At 63.1% G+C, this 15309-nt stretch carries 10 protein-coding genes; 2 read left to right on the forward strand and 8 right to left on the reverse strand.

The window, feature by feature from the left end:
* Window positions 1-324 precede the first annotated feature (324 nt).
* Together IB263_RS00340 and IB263_RS00345 are read right to left on the reverse strand one after the other, a co-directional pair.
* Complete coding sequence (locus tag IB263_RS00340) at window positions 325-1716, reverse strand: M20/M25/M40 family metallo-hydrolase (protein WP_090296151.1); 1392 nt, start codon at window positions 1714-1716, stop codon at window positions 325-327.
* 229 nt (window positions 1717-1945) lie between these two features.
* Window positions 1946-2389 (reverse strand): MarR family winged helix-turn-helix transcriptional regulator, encoded by a 444-nt coding sequence (locus IB263_RS00345; RefSeq protein ID WP_034804907.1) that lies wholly within the window; start codon window positions 2387-2389, stop codon window positions 1946-1948.
* Window positions 2390-2900: 511 nt separating this feature from the next.
* Here IB263_RS00345 and polA point away from each other — a divergent pair.
* Window positions 2901-5909 carry a DNA polymerase I gene (gene polA, locus IB263_RS00350; RefSeq protein ID WP_192437344.1) on the forward strand — a complete coding sequence of 1003 codons (3009 nt, stop codon included), beginning with the start codon at window positions 2901-2903 and terminating at the stop codon, window positions 5907-5909.
* A 236-nt stretch (window positions 5910-6145) separates the two neighbouring features.
* The gene (purU, locus tag IB263_RS00355; RefSeq protein ID WP_051659688.1) at window positions 6146-7000 is read left to right on the forward strand and encodes a formyltetrahydrofolate deformylase; all 855 of its coding nucleotides are present in this window, start codon (window positions 6146-6148) and stop codon (window positions 6998-7000) included.
* 57 nt (window positions 7001-7057) lie between these two features.
* Here purU and IB263_RS00360 read toward each other — a convergent pair whose 3' ends face one another.
* The 6 genes from IB263_RS00360 to IB263_RS00385 form a co-directional block, all read right to left on the reverse strand.
* Window positions 7058-7702: a TetR family transcriptional regulator gene (locus tag IB263_RS00360; RefSeq protein ID WP_034804901.1), complete on the reverse strand. Its 645-nt coding sequence runs from the start codon at window positions 7700-7702 to the stop codon at window positions 7058-7060.
* 51 nt (window positions 7703-7753) lie between these two features.
* On the reverse strand, window positions 7754-10894 hold the full coding sequence (locus tag IB263_RS00365; RefSeq protein WP_034804897.1) for an efflux RND transporter permease subunit: 3141 nt from the start codon (window positions 10892-10894) through the stop codon (window positions 7754-7756).
* Between the two features lie 9 nt (window positions 10895-10903).
* Entirely contained in the window at window positions 10904-12127 is a 1224-nt protein-coding gene (locus tag IB263_RS00370; RefSeq protein WP_034804880.1) for an efflux RND transporter periplasmic adaptor subunit, read from the reverse strand.
* Between the two features lie 256 nt (window positions 12128-12383).
* Window positions 12384-13385 carry an ABC transporter ATP-binding protein gene (locus tag IB263_RS00375; RefSeq protein WP_113186909.1) on the reverse strand — a complete coding sequence of 334 codons (1002 nt, stop codon included), beginning with the start codon at window positions 13383-13385 and terminating at the stop codon, window positions 12384-12386.
* 13 nt (window positions 13386-13398) lie between these two features.
* Complete coding sequence (locus IB263_RS00380) at window positions 13399-14463, reverse strand: Gfo/Idh/MocA family protein (protein ID WP_110818580.1); 1065 nt, start codon at window positions 14461-14463, stop codon at window positions 13399-13401.
* The gene (locus tag IB263_RS00385; protein WP_060609508.1) at window positions 14460-15299 is read right to left on the reverse strand and encodes a carbohydrate ABC transporter permease; all 840 of its coding nucleotides are present in this window, start codon (window positions 15297-15299) and stop codon (window positions 14460-14462) included. The genes IB263_RS00380 and IB263_RS00385 overlap by 4 nt, the downstream gene beginning before the upstream one ends.
* Window positions 15300-15309: the final 10 nt, after the last annotated feature.

Consider the following 15309-nt stretch of genomic DNA (forward strand, 5'->3'; position numbering starts at 1 on the left):
CCCTTGCCAACGATCCGATTTCCCTTTGTGATTTGTTTCACAAAAAGGAAGCACCTGAGACCCCGGAGGTCAAGGATTGACGGCCCGCCGACAACGGAGAAACCGCCGGGAAACAGTGAAGGGGAAACGGTAAAGCGTGGACATCCCATCGATCAGGCAGCGATGCATGCGCGTCGATGGAGCGCTTGCGCGCGAGGGCTGCATCATCTCCAGCCACGCAACCAAAGCAAAGAAGCCGTGGCGGAGAGCTCCGCCACGGCTTCCGGGGTCAAGTGGCTCGGGCGGGATGCGCGCAGAAAATCGCGCCCCGTCCCGCACCGATCATCAGGCGGCGAGCGCGTCGAGGATACGGATCCAGGAGCGGATGCCCTTGTGATAGGACTGCAGCTCGTACTTCTCGTTCGGCGAATGGATGCGGTCGTCGGAAAGACCGAAGCCGACGAGCAGCGATTCCATGCCGAGCATCTTCTGGAAGTCGCCGACGATCGGGATCGAGCCGCCCATGCCGATGATGACGGCCGGCTTCGGCCACTCGTCGGACAGGGCCACCTTCGCCGTGTTGAGCAGCGGCGATTCGTATGGAAGATGGATCGCTGGCGAACCGCCATGGGCATGGAACTCGACCGAGCAGTCGGCCGGAACCTTGGAGCGCACATAGGCGCGGAAGGCTTCGCGGATCTTTTCCGGGTTCTGGTTGCCGACCAGGCGGAAGGAGACCTTGGCTGAGGCCTCGGCCGCAATCACCGTCTTGAAGCCTTCGCCGGTATAGCCGCCGGTGATGCCGTTGACTTCCGCGGTCGGCCGCGCCCAGGTCAGTTCCAGCACCGAGCGGTTCTTTTCACCCGACGGGATCGAAAGGCCGATTTCGCCGAGGAACTTCTCTGCCGTCTGGCCGAGCGTTTCCCAGGCCGCCTTGATCTGGGCCGGAGTCTCTTCGACACCTTCGTAGAAGCCCGGCAGCGTCACGCGGCTGTTTTCGTCATGAAGGCCGGCGAGAATGGTGGTGAGGATGCGGATCGGGTTGGCGGCAGCACCACCGAAATAACCGGAATGCAGGTCGCGGTCGGCAGCCCGGACGATGACTTCTTCGCCGACGAGGCCGCGCAGGCCAGCGGAGATCGCCGGCGTATCGCGGTCCCACATGCTGGTGTCGCAGACCAGCGCATAGTCGGCCTTGAGTTCGGCGGCATTGGCTTCGAGGAAGGGCTTCAGCGACGGCGAGCCGGATTCCTCTTCGCCTTCGAACAGGATGGTGACGCGGCAGGGCAGGGCGCCATGCACGTCCTTGTAGGCGCGCACCGCCTCGACGAAGGTCAGGAGCTGGCCCTTGTCGTCAGCCGTGCCACGGCCGGTGATCACCTTGCGGCCGGGTTCGATTTCCTTGATGCCGGGCTCGAACGGATCCGTGTCCCAGAGGTTCAGCGGATCGACCGGCTGAACGTCATAGTGGCCATAGAACAGCACATGCGGCGCATCGGGCTTGGCGCCGTCATGGTGGGCGACGACCATCGGATGGCCGGGGGTGTCGCGCACCGATGCGGTGAAGCCGAGGCTGTTGAGTTCGGCCACCAGCCATTCGGCCGCCTTGCGGCATTCCGCCTTGAAGGCCGGGTCGGTCGAGATCGACTTGATCCGAACGAGGTCGAACAGCCGGTCGAGGCTCCTTGGCAGGTTGGCGTCTGCGCGTTCGAGAACGGGGGTGATGTCAGCCATCATGCATATCCTTGCTTCAAGTTTCGCCGGAACCTACTGCATGTGCCGCCAAAGCGAAATCGATTTGAGCGATTTTGGGCAGAGGTCTCAGGTGACGGTGAACGGAGAGCCTGGCGCGTCGGCAAGGTGAGCGCCGGGGCGCCCGGATCGACGCGTCTGCCCCTGCTTTAGAACGGGCGAACGCCCGCTTTAAGCCAAATTTTTTGATGGAATGATCAGAGGGGGTGGTGCGTCAGGCGCGACTGTCGCTGCGTGCCACGTTGGCGAGCGCCATGCGCATATATTCGAGCATCAGTTCGCGTTCGAAATTCCTGAGGCCGGCAAGCAGCGACTGGTCGGCGGCAAGCGCTGCCTCCTTGGCGGCCGCCTCCATCTCCTTTGCCTTTTCGGTGAGGTAGATCTGCTGCGAGCGCTTGTCCTGCGGATGCTTGCGGCGGAGGATGAGCCCGTCGCGCTCCATGCGCGAGAGCGTGTTTGCCATCGTCGCCTGTTCGATGTCGAGGCGATCGAGCAGTTGTTTCTGCGTCAGGCCTTCCTCGGCCCAAAGCTCGAGCAGGATGGGAAACTGACCGGGCGCGAAACCAAGCTTCTGGCCGCGCTCGTGAAGCGCGCGCGAAAAGCTCTTGGCCAGCAGGCTGGCCAGGTAGGTCGCAGATTCCATACGATTGAAGGCCATGCCTATCGGTACGCCCGAACCGCCATGAAGACAAGTTACAATGCAAGCGATGGACCTTGAGACCGTCGGGTCTCACCGGGATTTGAGCGGAGGTGATCGGACGGCAGAAACAAAAAACCGTCACGGTGCGGAGGCGGCGCCGTGACGGTCTTTTGAAAACGGGACAAAGGCCCGGAGAGGGGGATAAGGCCTTTGTCCTCATCTGGTGCGGGCGGGGGACAGGCCAATCACCAGAAGACGGCATCACTCGGTGCCGTTGAGTAAGATTTGAGGATTCAAATGTGGCTTTTCAAGGATACCGGGGCTGAATCGGACATTACAAATATGTAACGTTTGCGTGAAGCCGAACGGGCGCTTGCGAAGCCTTTTGGCGCTCGATCCCAAGGCGAAATCAGCCCCCGTTTTCGCAATCCGCGGTGGCGATCGCGGCCACCGCGACCGGTGGAGAATGTAGTGTCTGGCGGGAAAACCGCAATGGACCTTTGGCTTGCCCCGCGCTATCCATTTGCCCATGAAAAACGGTGATCATCTCTTCCTCGTCGACGGCTCCGGATTCATCTTCCGGGCGTTCCACGCCATCCCGCCGCTCAACCGCAAATCCGATGGCCTTCCGGTCAACGCGGTATCGGGTTTCTGCAACATGTTGTGGAAGCTGCTCACCGATGCGCGCGACACCTCGGTCGGCGTCACGCCGACCCATTTCGCGGTCATCTTCGACTATTCGTCGAAGACCTTCCGCAACGCGCTCTACGATCAGTACAAGGCGAACCGCACGGCGCCGCCGGAAGATCTGATCCCGCAGTTCGGGCTGATCCGTCACGCGACCCGCGCCTTCAACCTGCCCTGCATCGAGAAGGAAGGCTATGAGGCCGACGACCTGATCGCCACCTACGCCCGGCTTGCAGAAGCCGCCGGCGCCGGCGTCACCATCGTCTCGTCCGACAAGGACCTGATGCAGCTCGTGACCTCGAACGTGTCGATGTACGACAGCATGAAGGACAAGCAGATCTCGATCCCGGAAGTGATCGAGAAATGGGGCGTGCCGCCGGAAAAGATGATCGACCTGCAGGCGATGACCGGTGACTCCACCGACAACGTCCCGGGCATTCCCGGCATTGGCCCGAAGACGGCGGCACAGCTGCTCGAGGAGTACGGCGATCTCGAAACGCTGCTGGCCCGCGCCGGCGAGATCAAGCAGGCCAAGCGCCGCGAGAACATCATCGCCAATGCCGATCTCGCTCGTCTGTCGCGCCAGCTCGTCGAACTCAAGACCGACACGCCGCTCGACGTTCCGCTCGAAGAGCTGAGCCTCGAGCCGCAGAACGGTCCGAAGCTGATCGCCTTCCTGAAGGCGATGGAATTCACAACGCTGACGCGTCGCGTCGCCGCCGCGACCGGTACGGACGCCGATGCCGTTGAAGCAGCCTTGGTGCCGGTAGAATGGGGCGCCGAGGCGCGGGGCCCTGATCTCGACAAGGGAGATGGGGCGGAAAAGGTCAGCGAGGGCTCCTCCACCGCGGCTGCCGCCCGTGGCGAGGCCGCGCAAGCCGCCGCCGTCCTGTCGCGTGCCGGCGAAGCGAATGGCGCGGACGCGACGCCCGAGGCGCTCGCTGCGGCACGCGCTGAAATCTTCGCCAAGGCGCCGATGGATCAGAGCGCCTATGTGACGATCCGCGACATCGCCACTCTCGACCGGTGGATATCGGACGCGCGCGAAGCCGGTGTCGTCGGCTTCGACACGGAAACGACCTCGCTCGATGCAATGCAGGCCGACCTCGTCGGCTTCTCGCTGGCGATCGCCGACCACAAGGCCGACCCGACCGGCGCCTCGATCCGGGCGGCCTATGTGCCGCTGATCCACAAGACCGGCGTCGGCGACTTGCTCGGCGGCGGGCTCGCCGAAAACCAGATCCCGGTCGCAGAAGCCTTGAGCCGGCTGAAGCGCCTGCTGGAGGACCCTTCGGTCCTCAAGGTCGCCCAGAACCTGAAATACGATTACCTCGTGATGAAGCGGCACGGCATCACCGTCGAAAGCTTCGACGACACGATGCTGATGTCCTACGTCGTCGATGCCGGCAACGGCACCCATGGCATGGACTCGCTGTCTGAGCGCTGGCTGAACCACAAGCCGATCGCCTACAAGGACATCACCGGAACCGGCAAATCCTCGGTGACCTTCGACTTCGTCGATATCGACCGGGCAACCGCTTACGCGGCTGAGGATGCGGACGTCACGCTCAGGCTCTGGCATATCCTGAAGGTTCGATTGGCCGCCAAGGGGCTGACGCGCGTCTATGAGCGGCTGGAGCGACCCCTGGTTGCCGTTCTGGCACGCATGGAAGACCGCGGCATCACCGTCGACCGCCAGATCCTCTCGCGGCTTTCGGGCGAGCTCGCCCAGGGCGCAGCCGGGCTCGAGGACGAGATCTACAAGCTCGCTGGCGAAACCTTCACCATCGGTTCGCCGAAGCAGCTCGGCGATATCCTCTTCGGCAAGATGGGCTTTGCCGGCGGCTCGAAGACCAAGACCGGGCAATGGTCGACCTCGGCACAGGTTCTGGAAGACCTGGCAGCCGAAGGCCACGAACTGCCACGCAAGATCGTCGACTGGCGACAGCTGACCAAGCTCAAGTCCACCTATACCGATGCGCTTCCGGGCTTCGTCCATCCGGAGACGAAGCGCGTGCATACGTCCTATGCGCTTGCCGCCACGACCACCGGCCGCCTGTCGTCGTCCGATCCGAACCTGCAGAACATTCCGGTGCGCACCGCCGAAGGCCGCAAGATCCGCACCGCCTTCATCGCAACGCCCGGCCACAAGCTCGTCTCGGCCGACTACAGCCAGATCGAACTGCGCGTGCTTGCCCATGTTGCGGACATTCCGCAGCTTCGCCAGGCCTTTGCCGATGGCGTCGACATTCATGCGATGACCGCATCGGAAATGTTCGGCGTTCCGGTCGAGGGCATGCCGAGCGAAATCCGCCGGCGCGCCAAGGCGATTAACTTCGGTATCATCTACGGCATCTCCGCCTTCGGCCTTGCCAACCAGCTGTCGATCGAGCGCTCCGAAGCCAGCGACTACATCAAGCGCTATTTCGAGCGTTTCCCCGGCATCCGCGACTACATGGAGGGCACCAAGGTGTTTGCCCGCGAGCACGGCTACGTCGAGACGATCTTCGGTCGCCGCGCCCACTATCCGGACATCCGCTCGTCGATCCCGTCGCACCGTGCCTTCAACGAGCGCGCCGCGATCAATGCGCCGATCCAGGGCTCGGCCGCCGACATCATCCGCCGCGCCATGGTGAAGATGGAGCCGGCGCTGGCCGAGGCGAAGCTTTCGGCCCGCATGCTGCTGCAGGTGCACGACGAACTGATCTTCGAGGTCGAGGACGCCGAGGTCGAAAACACCATTCCGGTTGTCGTCTCGGTGATGGAGAACGCCGCCATGCCGGCGCTCGACATGAAGGTGCCGCTGAAGGTCGATGCGCGCGCGGCGACCAACTGGGACGAGGCGCACTGATCTAGTCGGTGCACACCGGGTTTTTGATGGAAACCTCTCAGAAAACCTCAAAAGCCGAATGCGACGAATCTTGCAGCGCCCGGGGGCATTCCATGCTCCCGGGCGCCTTTCCATCAGGATGATAGAAAGCGTCAGTCGTCGCAGCCGGAACGATTGCCGGCGCGTTCAACTCCTCATAGGCAGCCTTTGGGAAGGGGCTCGAGCCTCATCCGAAACGGCTGCAATCGGAGGAGATCATGGCGCCGAAGACCTTCATTCTTGTCCTGTCCTGCGACGACAAACCCGGCATTGTCGCCGCCGTCACCACGGAGCTTGCCGCCCTTGGCGCAAACATCGCCGAGAGCAACCAGTTCTGGGATACCAAGACCAACAGCTTCTTCATGCGCATCGCCTTCCAGGTTGCAGCGAGCGTTCAGGCTGGTGATGTCGAGCGGGCGCTTCGCCCGGCGGTCGAGCGTTTCCAGATGCGGACCACGCTTACGGATGCTGCGGTCAAGCCGAAGATCCTGGTCCTCGTCTCCAAGTTCGACCATGCGCTCCTGCACCTGCTTTACCAGATCCGTGTCGGCTGGTTGAACGCGGAGGTCGTCGCCATCGTCTCCAACCACGAAGACAGCCGGCGTACGGCCGAAGCCGAAGGGCTCGCCTATCACTGTTGGTCGGTATCGAAGGACAACAAGGCCGAGCAGGAGGAAAGGCTTCTGCGACTGGTCCAGGAGACCGGCGCCGATCTCGTCATCCTTGCCCGCTACATGCAGGTGTTTTCCGACAATCTGTCGAAGCGCCTCTACGGCAAGGCGATCAACATCCACCATTCGTTCCTGCCGAGCTTCAAGGGCGCCAAGCCCTATCATCAGGCGCATGAGCGTGGCGTGAAGCTGATCGGGGCGACGGCGCACTACGTCACGCCGGACCTCGACGAAGGCCCGATCATCGAACAGGAAACCGAACGCGTCAGCCATGCCTTGACGGCGGAAGATTTCGTCGCCACCGGCCGCGACATCGAAAGCCGGGTGCTGGCGCGCGCCGTCAAGCTGCACCTGGAGCGGCGCGTCATGCTCAACGGTCACAAGACGGTCGTGTTCAGCTAGAGGGTTCTGGAAGGCGCTTCATGTAGCCGGTACTCACAGGGGTGCCGGCTACAGCTGTTACAGGCGGGCTACGACGGCGGTCGCGGTAACGGCCGGCGCGCGGAAGCTGGCAAAGAGCCGGCTCAGGCCCTCGCGTCCCTCGGCCGTCAGATCGAAGGTGCGGCCGAACAGCAGCCATTCCGTACAGAGCCCGAGCATCATCCAATGCAGGGTCCGCGTCGCGGAGGCGGGGGTCCAGGTCTCGTGCATCTGCCCCTTGGCGAGCGCGCGGGAAAAAGCGAGTTCGAGCACGACATTGTGGTGCTCGTCGAGTTCCTTCTGGCGGGCGAGGACCTCGCCCAGGTCGCCGTCGTAATTGGTGCGCAGCATGATCGTCAGAATGCGCTGGCGCTGCTCGTCGGCGGCCAGAACATCCAGCCAGTCGCCCATGGCACCTTCGAGGATGGAGAGTGTATCGGCAGCTTCCGCTTCGATCTCGCGGGCGACCATGTCTTCCTGCGGCAAGGGCACAGCGTCGTGCAGCGCGAGGAACAGGTCGGTCTTGTTGGCAAAGTGCCAGTAGATGGCGCCACGGGTCACGCCGGCGGCCTTGGCTATTTCTTCGAGCGTCGTGTTCGAGACGCCCTTTTCGTAGAAGACGCGCTCGGCGGCGCTCAGGATCTTCTGTCTTGTTGCTTCTGCATCGGCCTTTGTTCGGCGCATTCATTCCTCCTCATGCGACGGCCCGCCAGAGGCGGGCCGTCCAGTCTTGTTTTATTCGGCGGGTGTCGGGTTTTCTGCGGCTGTCGGTGTGTTCTCCACCTTCTTTCGGCTGAAGAGCTTCGTGACGAACACGAAGAAGACAGGAACGAAGAAGATAGCGAGCACCGTTGCCGAGATCATCCCGCCCATGACGCCCGTGCCGATGGCGCGCTGGCTGCCGGAGCTGGCACCCGTGGCGATTGCCAGCGGCAGAACGCCGAGCGTGAAGGCTAGCGACGTCATCAGGATCGGCCGGAAGCGAAGATGTGCCGCCTCCAGCGTCGCGTCGATCAGCGACTTGCCCTGCTCACGCAGTTCCTTGGCGAACTCGATGATCAGGATCGCGTTTTTCGCCGAGAGACCGATGATCGCGATCAGGCCAACCTTGAAGTAGACGTCGTTCGGCATGTCGCGCATCATCACGGCGAGCACCGAACCGATGACGCCGAGCGGAACGACCATGATCACCGCCACCGGGATCGACCAGCTCTCATAGAGGGCTGCAAGGCACAGGAACACCAGAAGGCACGACAGCGCGATCAGGAGAGGCGCCTGGGTGCCGGACTGGATTTCCTGCAGCGACTGGCCGGTCCATTCGTAACCGAAGCCTGCAGGCAACTGGCCCGCCAGCCGTTGCATCTCGGCGATCGCGTCACCCGAAGAGTAGCCGTGGGCGGCTTCGCCGCTGATACGGACCGACGGGTAGCCGTTGTAGCCGATCGTCTGGGTCGACGCCTTGACCCACTCCACCGTCGCGAAGGCCGACAGGGGCACCATGCCGCCATTGGCGTTGCGGACGTTGAGGTTCAGGAGGTCGGCGGTCTGCATGCGCTGACCTTCGTCCGCCTGCACCGTCACGCGCTGCATGCGTCCGGCATTGGGGAAGTCGTTGACGTAGGACGAGCCGAGGTTGGTCGAGATCGTCGAGTTGATATCGGCGAAGGTCACACCGAAGGTGTTCGCCTTCTCGCGATCGATCGTGACGCTGACCTGAGCCGCATCGGGCATGCCCTCGAAGCGGACGCCGGAGAGCACCTTGCTCTCAGCAGCCATGCCGAGCAGCTGGTCGCGGGCCTGCGACAGCGCCGCCTGGCCGAGACCGCCACGGTCCTGCAGGCGGAACGAGAAGCCGCCGGTGGTGCCGAGGCCCTGGATCGCCGGCGGCGACAGCGCGAAGCTGATCGCATCCTTGATCTGGCTCATCGCCATCGTCGCCCGCATGGCGATCGACTGTGCGGCATTGTCGGCGTCACGTTCCTTCCAGTCCTTCAGCGTCACGAAGGCGAGCGCTGCGTTCTGGCCGGTACCGAAGAAGGAGAAGCCGTTGATCGCGATGATGCGTTCGACTGCCGTTTCCTGGCCGAAGATCTTCTCGGCCTGCTCCACCACCTCGGTCGTGCGGTTGCCCGTTGCTTCCGACGGCAGCTGCATCATGACGATCACGAAGCCCTGGTCTTCGTCCGGAAGGAACGACGACGGCAGCTTCATGAACAGCCAGCCGAGACCGGCGAGCACCGCGACATAGACGATCATGTAGCGGCCGGTCCGGTGGACCAGGCGCTTCACGATGCCGCTATAGCCGTGCGACGTCTTGTCGAACGAGCGGTTGAACCAACCGAAGAAGCCACGCTTGGCGTGATGATGACCCTTCGGAACCTGCTTCAGGAAGCTCGCGCAGAGCGCCGGTGTCAGCGACAAAGCGAGAAGTGCGGAGAACAGGATCGAGACGACCATCGTCAGCGAGAACTGGCGATAGATCACACCGACCGCGCCCGGGAAGAAGGCCATCGGAATGAACACCGAGGCGAGAACCAGCGTGATGCCGATGACGGCGCCGGTGATCTGCTTCATCGCCTTGCGGGTGGCTTCTTTCGGCGTTGCCCCTTCCTCGGACATGATGCGTTCGACGTTTTCGACGACGATGATCGCATCGTCGACGAGAATGCCGATCGCCAGCACCATGCCGAACATGGTCAGAACGTTGATCGAGAAGCCCATCGCCAGCATGACCGCGCAGGTGCCGAGGAGCGCCACCGGCACGACGAGCGTCGGGATGATGGTGTAGCGGATGTTCTGCAGGAACAGGAACATCACGATGAACACCAGCGCGACCGCTTCGACCAGCGTCGAAAGCACCTTCTCGATGGAAACGGCGACGAAGGGCGAGGTGTCGTAGGGAACCGAATATTCGAGGCCCTGCGGGAAGAACTTCGCCAGTTCGTCCATGCGTTCCTTGATGGCGGCCGAGGTCGACATGGCGTTGCCGCTCGGCGAAAGCTGGACGGCGATAGCCGCCGACGGCTTGCCGTTCAGGCGCGTCGAGAAGGCGTAGCTTTCGCCGCCGATCTCGATGCGGGCAACGTCGCGCAGGCGGACGGAGGAGCCGTCCGGATTGGCGCGAAGCACGATCGCACCGAACTCTTCGGCGCTTTCGAGCTGGCCCTTGACGACGACGGGCGCGCTGATCTGCTGGGTGATCGGGTTCGGCTGTGCGCCGATCGAGCCCGAAGCGATCTGGGCGTTCTGCGCCGTGATCGCATTGGTCACGTCCGCAGCCGTCAGGTTCAGACCCAGCATCTTGTCCGGATCGAGCCAGACGCGCATCGAGCGTTCCGTGGCAAACAGCTGCGCACGGCCGACGCCGGGCACGCGCTGGATTTCGCTAAGCACGTTGCGGCTTAGATAGTCGCCGAGGCCGATGGCGTCCATCGAGCCGTCGGTCGAGGTGAGAGCCACGATCATCAGGAAGCCGGAGCCGGCTTCATCGACCTGCACGCCCTGGCGCTTGACCGAATCGGGCAGGCGCGGTTCGACGCGGCGAACCCGGTTCTGGATGTCGACGGCCGCCTGTCCCGGGTCGGTGCCCGGTGCAAAGGTGGCGCTGATTTCGACCGAGCCGGAGGCGCTGGAGGTCGACTCGAAATAGAGCAGGCCTTCGACGCCGTTCAGCTCGTCTTCGATCAGTCGCGTGACGCTCTGATAGGTGTCTTGCGACGAGGCGCCGGGGTAGCTCGTGTTGATGGAGATCTGCGGCGGCGCGACGTCAGGATACTGCGATACCGGCAGAAGCGGAATCGCAATGACGCCGGCGACCATGATGAAGATCGCCACCACCCAGGCAAAAATAGGCCTGTCGATGAAAAAACTAGGCATCAATCAAACTCACTTTGTAGCTTCGGCAGGCTTTTCGTCGGCAGCGGCCGTTGTCTGCGCTGCTTCGGCAGTCGGCTTGGCGTCCGGGTTCCAGTCCGTCGGCTCGACGGGGGCACCGGGGCCGATCTTCTGGAAGCCTTCGACGATGACCTTTTCGCCGGCCTTGATGCCGGAGGTCACCTGCCAGCGGGTGCCGATCGTGCGGCCGAGGGTCACGTTGCGGAACTCGACCTTGTTGTCGGCGCCGACGACATAAACCTGCGACTGGCCGGCGTTGTTGCGCTGGACGGCCTGCTGCGGAACGGTGATCGCGTCCTTCTCGACGCCCTGCTGCACAAGTACGCGAACATACATGCCGGGAAGCAGGTCGTTGTCGGGGTTCGGGAATTCGCCGCGCAGGGTCACCTGGCCGGTCGTCGCGTCGACGGCGGCCTCCGAGAACAGGAGCTTGCCCTTGTGCTCATAGGTGGTGCCGTCGTCGAGCACGAGCTGGACTTCGGCTTCCTCGCCGTCGCCGTTCATCATCTGGCCGTCCTCAAGCGCCTTGCGCAGGCGGATGAGGTCGGTCGCCGACTGGGTGAAGTCCGCGTAGAGCGGGTCGAGCTGCTGGATCGTCGCGAGATTTTCCGAGCTGTTGGTGCTGACGAGCGCGCCTTCGGTAATCAGCGCACGGCCGATGCGGCCGCTGATCGGTGCCGTCACGTCGGCATATTGCAGGTCGAGCTTGGCCGCAGCGAGGCCGGCTTCGGCGATCGCGACATCGGCGTCGGCCGTCGCAAGCAGCGCAGCCGCATCTTCCAGCTGCTGCGCGGCGACGACGTTCGCCTTCTTCAGCTGCTCCTGGCGATCGGCCTTCTGCTGGGCCTGCTGGCGAATGGATTGGGCGCGCCGAAGCGTGGCCTCTGCCTTTTCGACCTGGACGCGGAAGGGGGCGGGATCGATGCGGTAGAGCACGTCACCGGCGTTGACCTTGGAGCCCTGCTGGAAGACGCGTTCGACGACAATGCCGGAAACGCGCGGACGAACCTCGGCGACACGGGTCGCGGCGATGCGGCCCGGAAGCTCGTTGGTGATCGGCAGGGTTTCGGTCTTGGTCGTGAAGACCGCGACGGCGGACGGTGGGAATGCGGCGGCGCCCTGTTGTGCTTCCTCTTTCTGGCAGCCGGAAAGAAGAATCACAGTTGCCAAGGCGGCGGCCAGTGTCGGTCGGTTCATGCGCATAGCGATGTCCATATTCGGTGACCGCAGGCGACAGGTGCATCTCGCAAGGTGCCCGTGCGGTCCGGAAGTGAAGGGGAGCGGAACCGGTATCGCTTGGGGAAAATACCGGAAAGCTAATATACAAACACAAATGTATGTTAAATCGCTTTGCAGCGCAACAGAGTCATTCAGCACGGCTATTCAAAAAATAATTCAGCCGCCACAAGGGGTTAGTCCCGTGGCGGCCGGTTTTCACGCAGCTGTGATGAGGCCTTAGCCTCAAAACGCATCAGGCGAGGACGCGGTCGTCGTCGCCGAAACGGTGCATGGCACCGACCGTCGGCGTCGCATAGACGATGTCGTCAGGCGCGTAGCGATGTTCGCCGAAGAGGCGGACGGTGATGGTGCCGACCTGCTCGGAATCGATATAGACGATGGTGTCGGCGCCGAGGTGCTCGACATGCACGACCTTGCCCTTCCAGTCGCCGCTCTCGCGTGAAAGCGCCATGTGCTCCGGGCGGATGCCGATCGTCTTGGCTTTGACATCGCCGAGCCGGGCGCCTTCGATGAAGTTCATCTGCGGCGAGCCGATGAAGCCAGCGACGAAGACGTTGGCCGGGCGATTGTAGAGATCCATCGGCGAGCCGATCTGCTCGATCTTGCCGGCGTTGAGGACGACGATCTTGTCGGCGAGCGTCATCGCCTCCACCTGGTCGTGGGTCACGTAGATCATCGTCGCCTTCAGGCTTCGATGCAGCCGGGCAATCTCAAGCCGGGTGTTGACGCGCAGCGCCGCGTCGAGGTTCGAAAGCGGCTCGTCGAACAGGAAGAGCTTCGGTTCGCGCACGATCGCGCGGCCGATCGCCACGCGCTGACGCTGGCCGCCCGAAAGCTCGGCCGGGCGACGGGCGAGGTAGGGATCGAGCGACAGCATGTTCGCAGCCTTGCCGACCTTGTCCTCGATCTCCGCCTTCGGAGCGCCGGCCTGTTTCAGGCCAAGGCCCATATTGTCCTTCACCGACAGGTGCGGATAGAGCGCGTAGGACTGGAACACCATGGCGATGCCGCGCTTGGCGGGCGCCACGTGGCCGACTTCCGTGCCGTCGATCTGCACGCTGCCGGAGGTCGCGTCCTCGAGGCCAGCGATGGTGCGCAGCAAGGTCGACTTGCCGCAGCCCGACGGGCCGACGAAGATGACGAACTCGCCGTCCTTCACCTCGAGGTCGATGCCCTTCAGCACCTCATGGCTACCGTAGGCCTTGCGGATGGATTTGAGTTGAAGCGATCCCACCTGGTTGCCCCCTTTAAAGTTTGACTGGTCTGCCGGTGCGCACGCTTTCGTCTGCGGCAAGGCAGATGCGTAGCGACTGCACGGCGTCGTTCATGTGACGGTCGAGGTCGATGTTTTCGCGAATGGCCTTCAGCACATAGGCCTGCTCGCGGTCGCAGAGTTCCTGGTGGCCGGGCTCGCCGTCCATCTTCAGGTCCTCGTCGGCTTTCAGGAAGCGGCCATCGGGACCAGTTTCGGCGTTGTGCAGCCGGATCACCGCGGTCTTTGTGTGCATGTCGATGTCGTCGGACTTGGCATTCTGGTCCATGACGATCGACACCGATCCCTTCGGCGACATCACGTCCTTCACGAAGAAGGCGGTTTCCGAGATCATCGGCCCCCAGCCGGCTTCATACCAGCCGGCCGAACCATCCTCGAAGATCACCTGCAGGTGGCCGTAATTGTACATGTCAGGCGCGATCTCGTCGGAGAGACGGAGCCCCATACCGCGCACTTCCACCGGCTTGGCATCGGTGATCTGGCACATGACGTCGACATAGTGCACGCCGCAATCGACGATCGGCGACGTCGTCTTCATCAGCGACTTGTGCGTCTCCCAGGTCGGTCCGCTGGACTGCTGGTTCAGGTTCATGCGGAAGACATAGGGACCGCCGAGCTTGCGCGCTTCGGCGATCAGCCGGATCCACGAGGGGTGATGGCGCAGGATGTAGCCGATCACCAGCTTGCGGCCGTGCTTCTTCGCAGCCGCGACGACGCGCTGGGCGTCGGCGACGGTGGTTGCGAGCGGCTTTTCGACGAAGACGTCGGCGCCGGCCTCGAACGCCATGACCGCAAAGTCCGCATGGCTGTCCGAATAGGTGCAGATCGAGCAGAGCTCGGGCTTCAATTCGGCCAGGGCCGTCTTGAAGTCCGGATGGATCGTGTAGCCGCTCAGTTCCTCCGGCAGCGGCACCTTCGAGCGGTTGACGAGGCCGACGATCTCGAAGCCGGGATTGTTGTGATAGGCGAGCGCATGGCTGCGCCCCATGTTGCCGAGCCCCGCGACGAGGACCCGGACCGGTTTGCTGCTTGCACTCACTTGACTGCTCCTGCCGTGATGCCGCGGATCAGTTGCCGCGAGAAGATGACGTAGAGGACGAGAACCGGAAGGATGGCGAGCGACAGCGCCGCCAGAACCGCGTTCCAGTTGGTGACGAACTGGCCGATGAAGATCTGCGAGCCGAGCGTCACGGTCTTGGTGGTTTCCGCCGGCGCGAGGATCAGCGGGAACCAGAGGTCGTTCCAGATCGGGATCATCGTGAAGACCGCGACGGTTGCCATGGCCGGACGGACGAGCGGCAGAACCAGGCGGAAGAAGATCGAATATTCCGACAGCCCGTCGATGCGCCCGGCGTTCTTCAAGTCATCGGAGACCGTGCGCATGAACTCCGAGAGAATGAAGATCGCGAGCGGCAGGCCTTGGGCTGTATAGACGAGGATCAGCGCCGTCAGCGTGTTGACGAGGTTGGCAGCGACCATGCCCTGCAGAATGGCGACGGTGCCGAGACGGATCGGGATCATGATGCCGATCGCGAGATAGAGGCCCATGAGCGTGTTGCCACGGAAGCGGTATTCCGACAGCGCGAAGGCGGCCATCGCCCCGAAGAGCAGAACCAGCGCGATCGAGACGATCGTGACGATGAAGCTGTTCTGGAAATAGGTGGCGAAGTCGCCCTGGCCGAGGACCGTCTGATAGCCGATCAGGCTGAAGGTCTGCGGCGTCGGGATCGTCAGCGGCGCCCGAAAGATCGCGTTGCGATCCTTGAACGAGTTGATGATCGTCAGGAACACCGGAAACAGCGAGATGAGCGTGTAGGCGATGAGCGCTGCATGCACGAAGCCGGTGCGGAGAAATGAATCGCGTGCTTTCGACATCTCCGGTCTC

It is taken from the genome of Ensifer sp. ENS03, from assembly GCF_014852035.1.
In the GTDB taxonomy this organism is placed as follows: Bacteria; Pseudomonadota; Alphaproteobacteria; order Rhizobiales; family Rhizobiaceae; genus Ensifer; species Ensifer adhaerens.

Bases quoted from the DNA above. Each gene is read 5' to 3' on its own strand.
- IB263_RS00340 (WP_090296151.1), bottom strand. From the start codon at position 1,716: ATGATGGCTGACATCACCCCCGTTCTCGAACGCGCAGACGCCAACCTG.
- IB263_RS00345 (WP_034804907.1), bottom strand. From the start codon at position 2,389: ATGGCCTTCAATCGTATGGAATCTGCGACCTACCTGGCCAGCCTGCTG.
- polA (WP_192437344.1), top strand. From the start codon at position 2,901: ATGAAAAACGGTGATCATCTCTTCCTCGTCGACGGCTCCGGATTCATC.
- purU (WP_051659688.1), top strand. From the start codon at position 6,146: ATGGCGCCGAAGACCTTCATTCTTGTCCTGTCCTGCGACGACAAACCC.
- IB263_RS00360 (WP_034804901.1), bottom strand. From the start codon at position 7,702: ATGCGCCGAACAAAGGCCGATGCAGAAGCAACAAGACAGAAGATCCTG.
- IB263_RS00365 (WP_034804897.1), bottom strand. From the start codon at position 10,894: ATGCCTAGTTTTTTCATCGACAGGCCTATTTTTGCCTGGGTGGTGGCG.
- IB263_RS00370 (WP_034804880.1), bottom strand. From the start codon at position 12,127: ATGGACATCGCTATGCGCATGAACCGACCGACACTGGCCGCCGCCTTG.
- IB263_RS00385 (WP_060609508.1), bottom strand. From the start codon at position 15,299: ATGTCGAAAGCACGCGATTCATTTCTCCGCACCGGCTTCGTGCATGCA.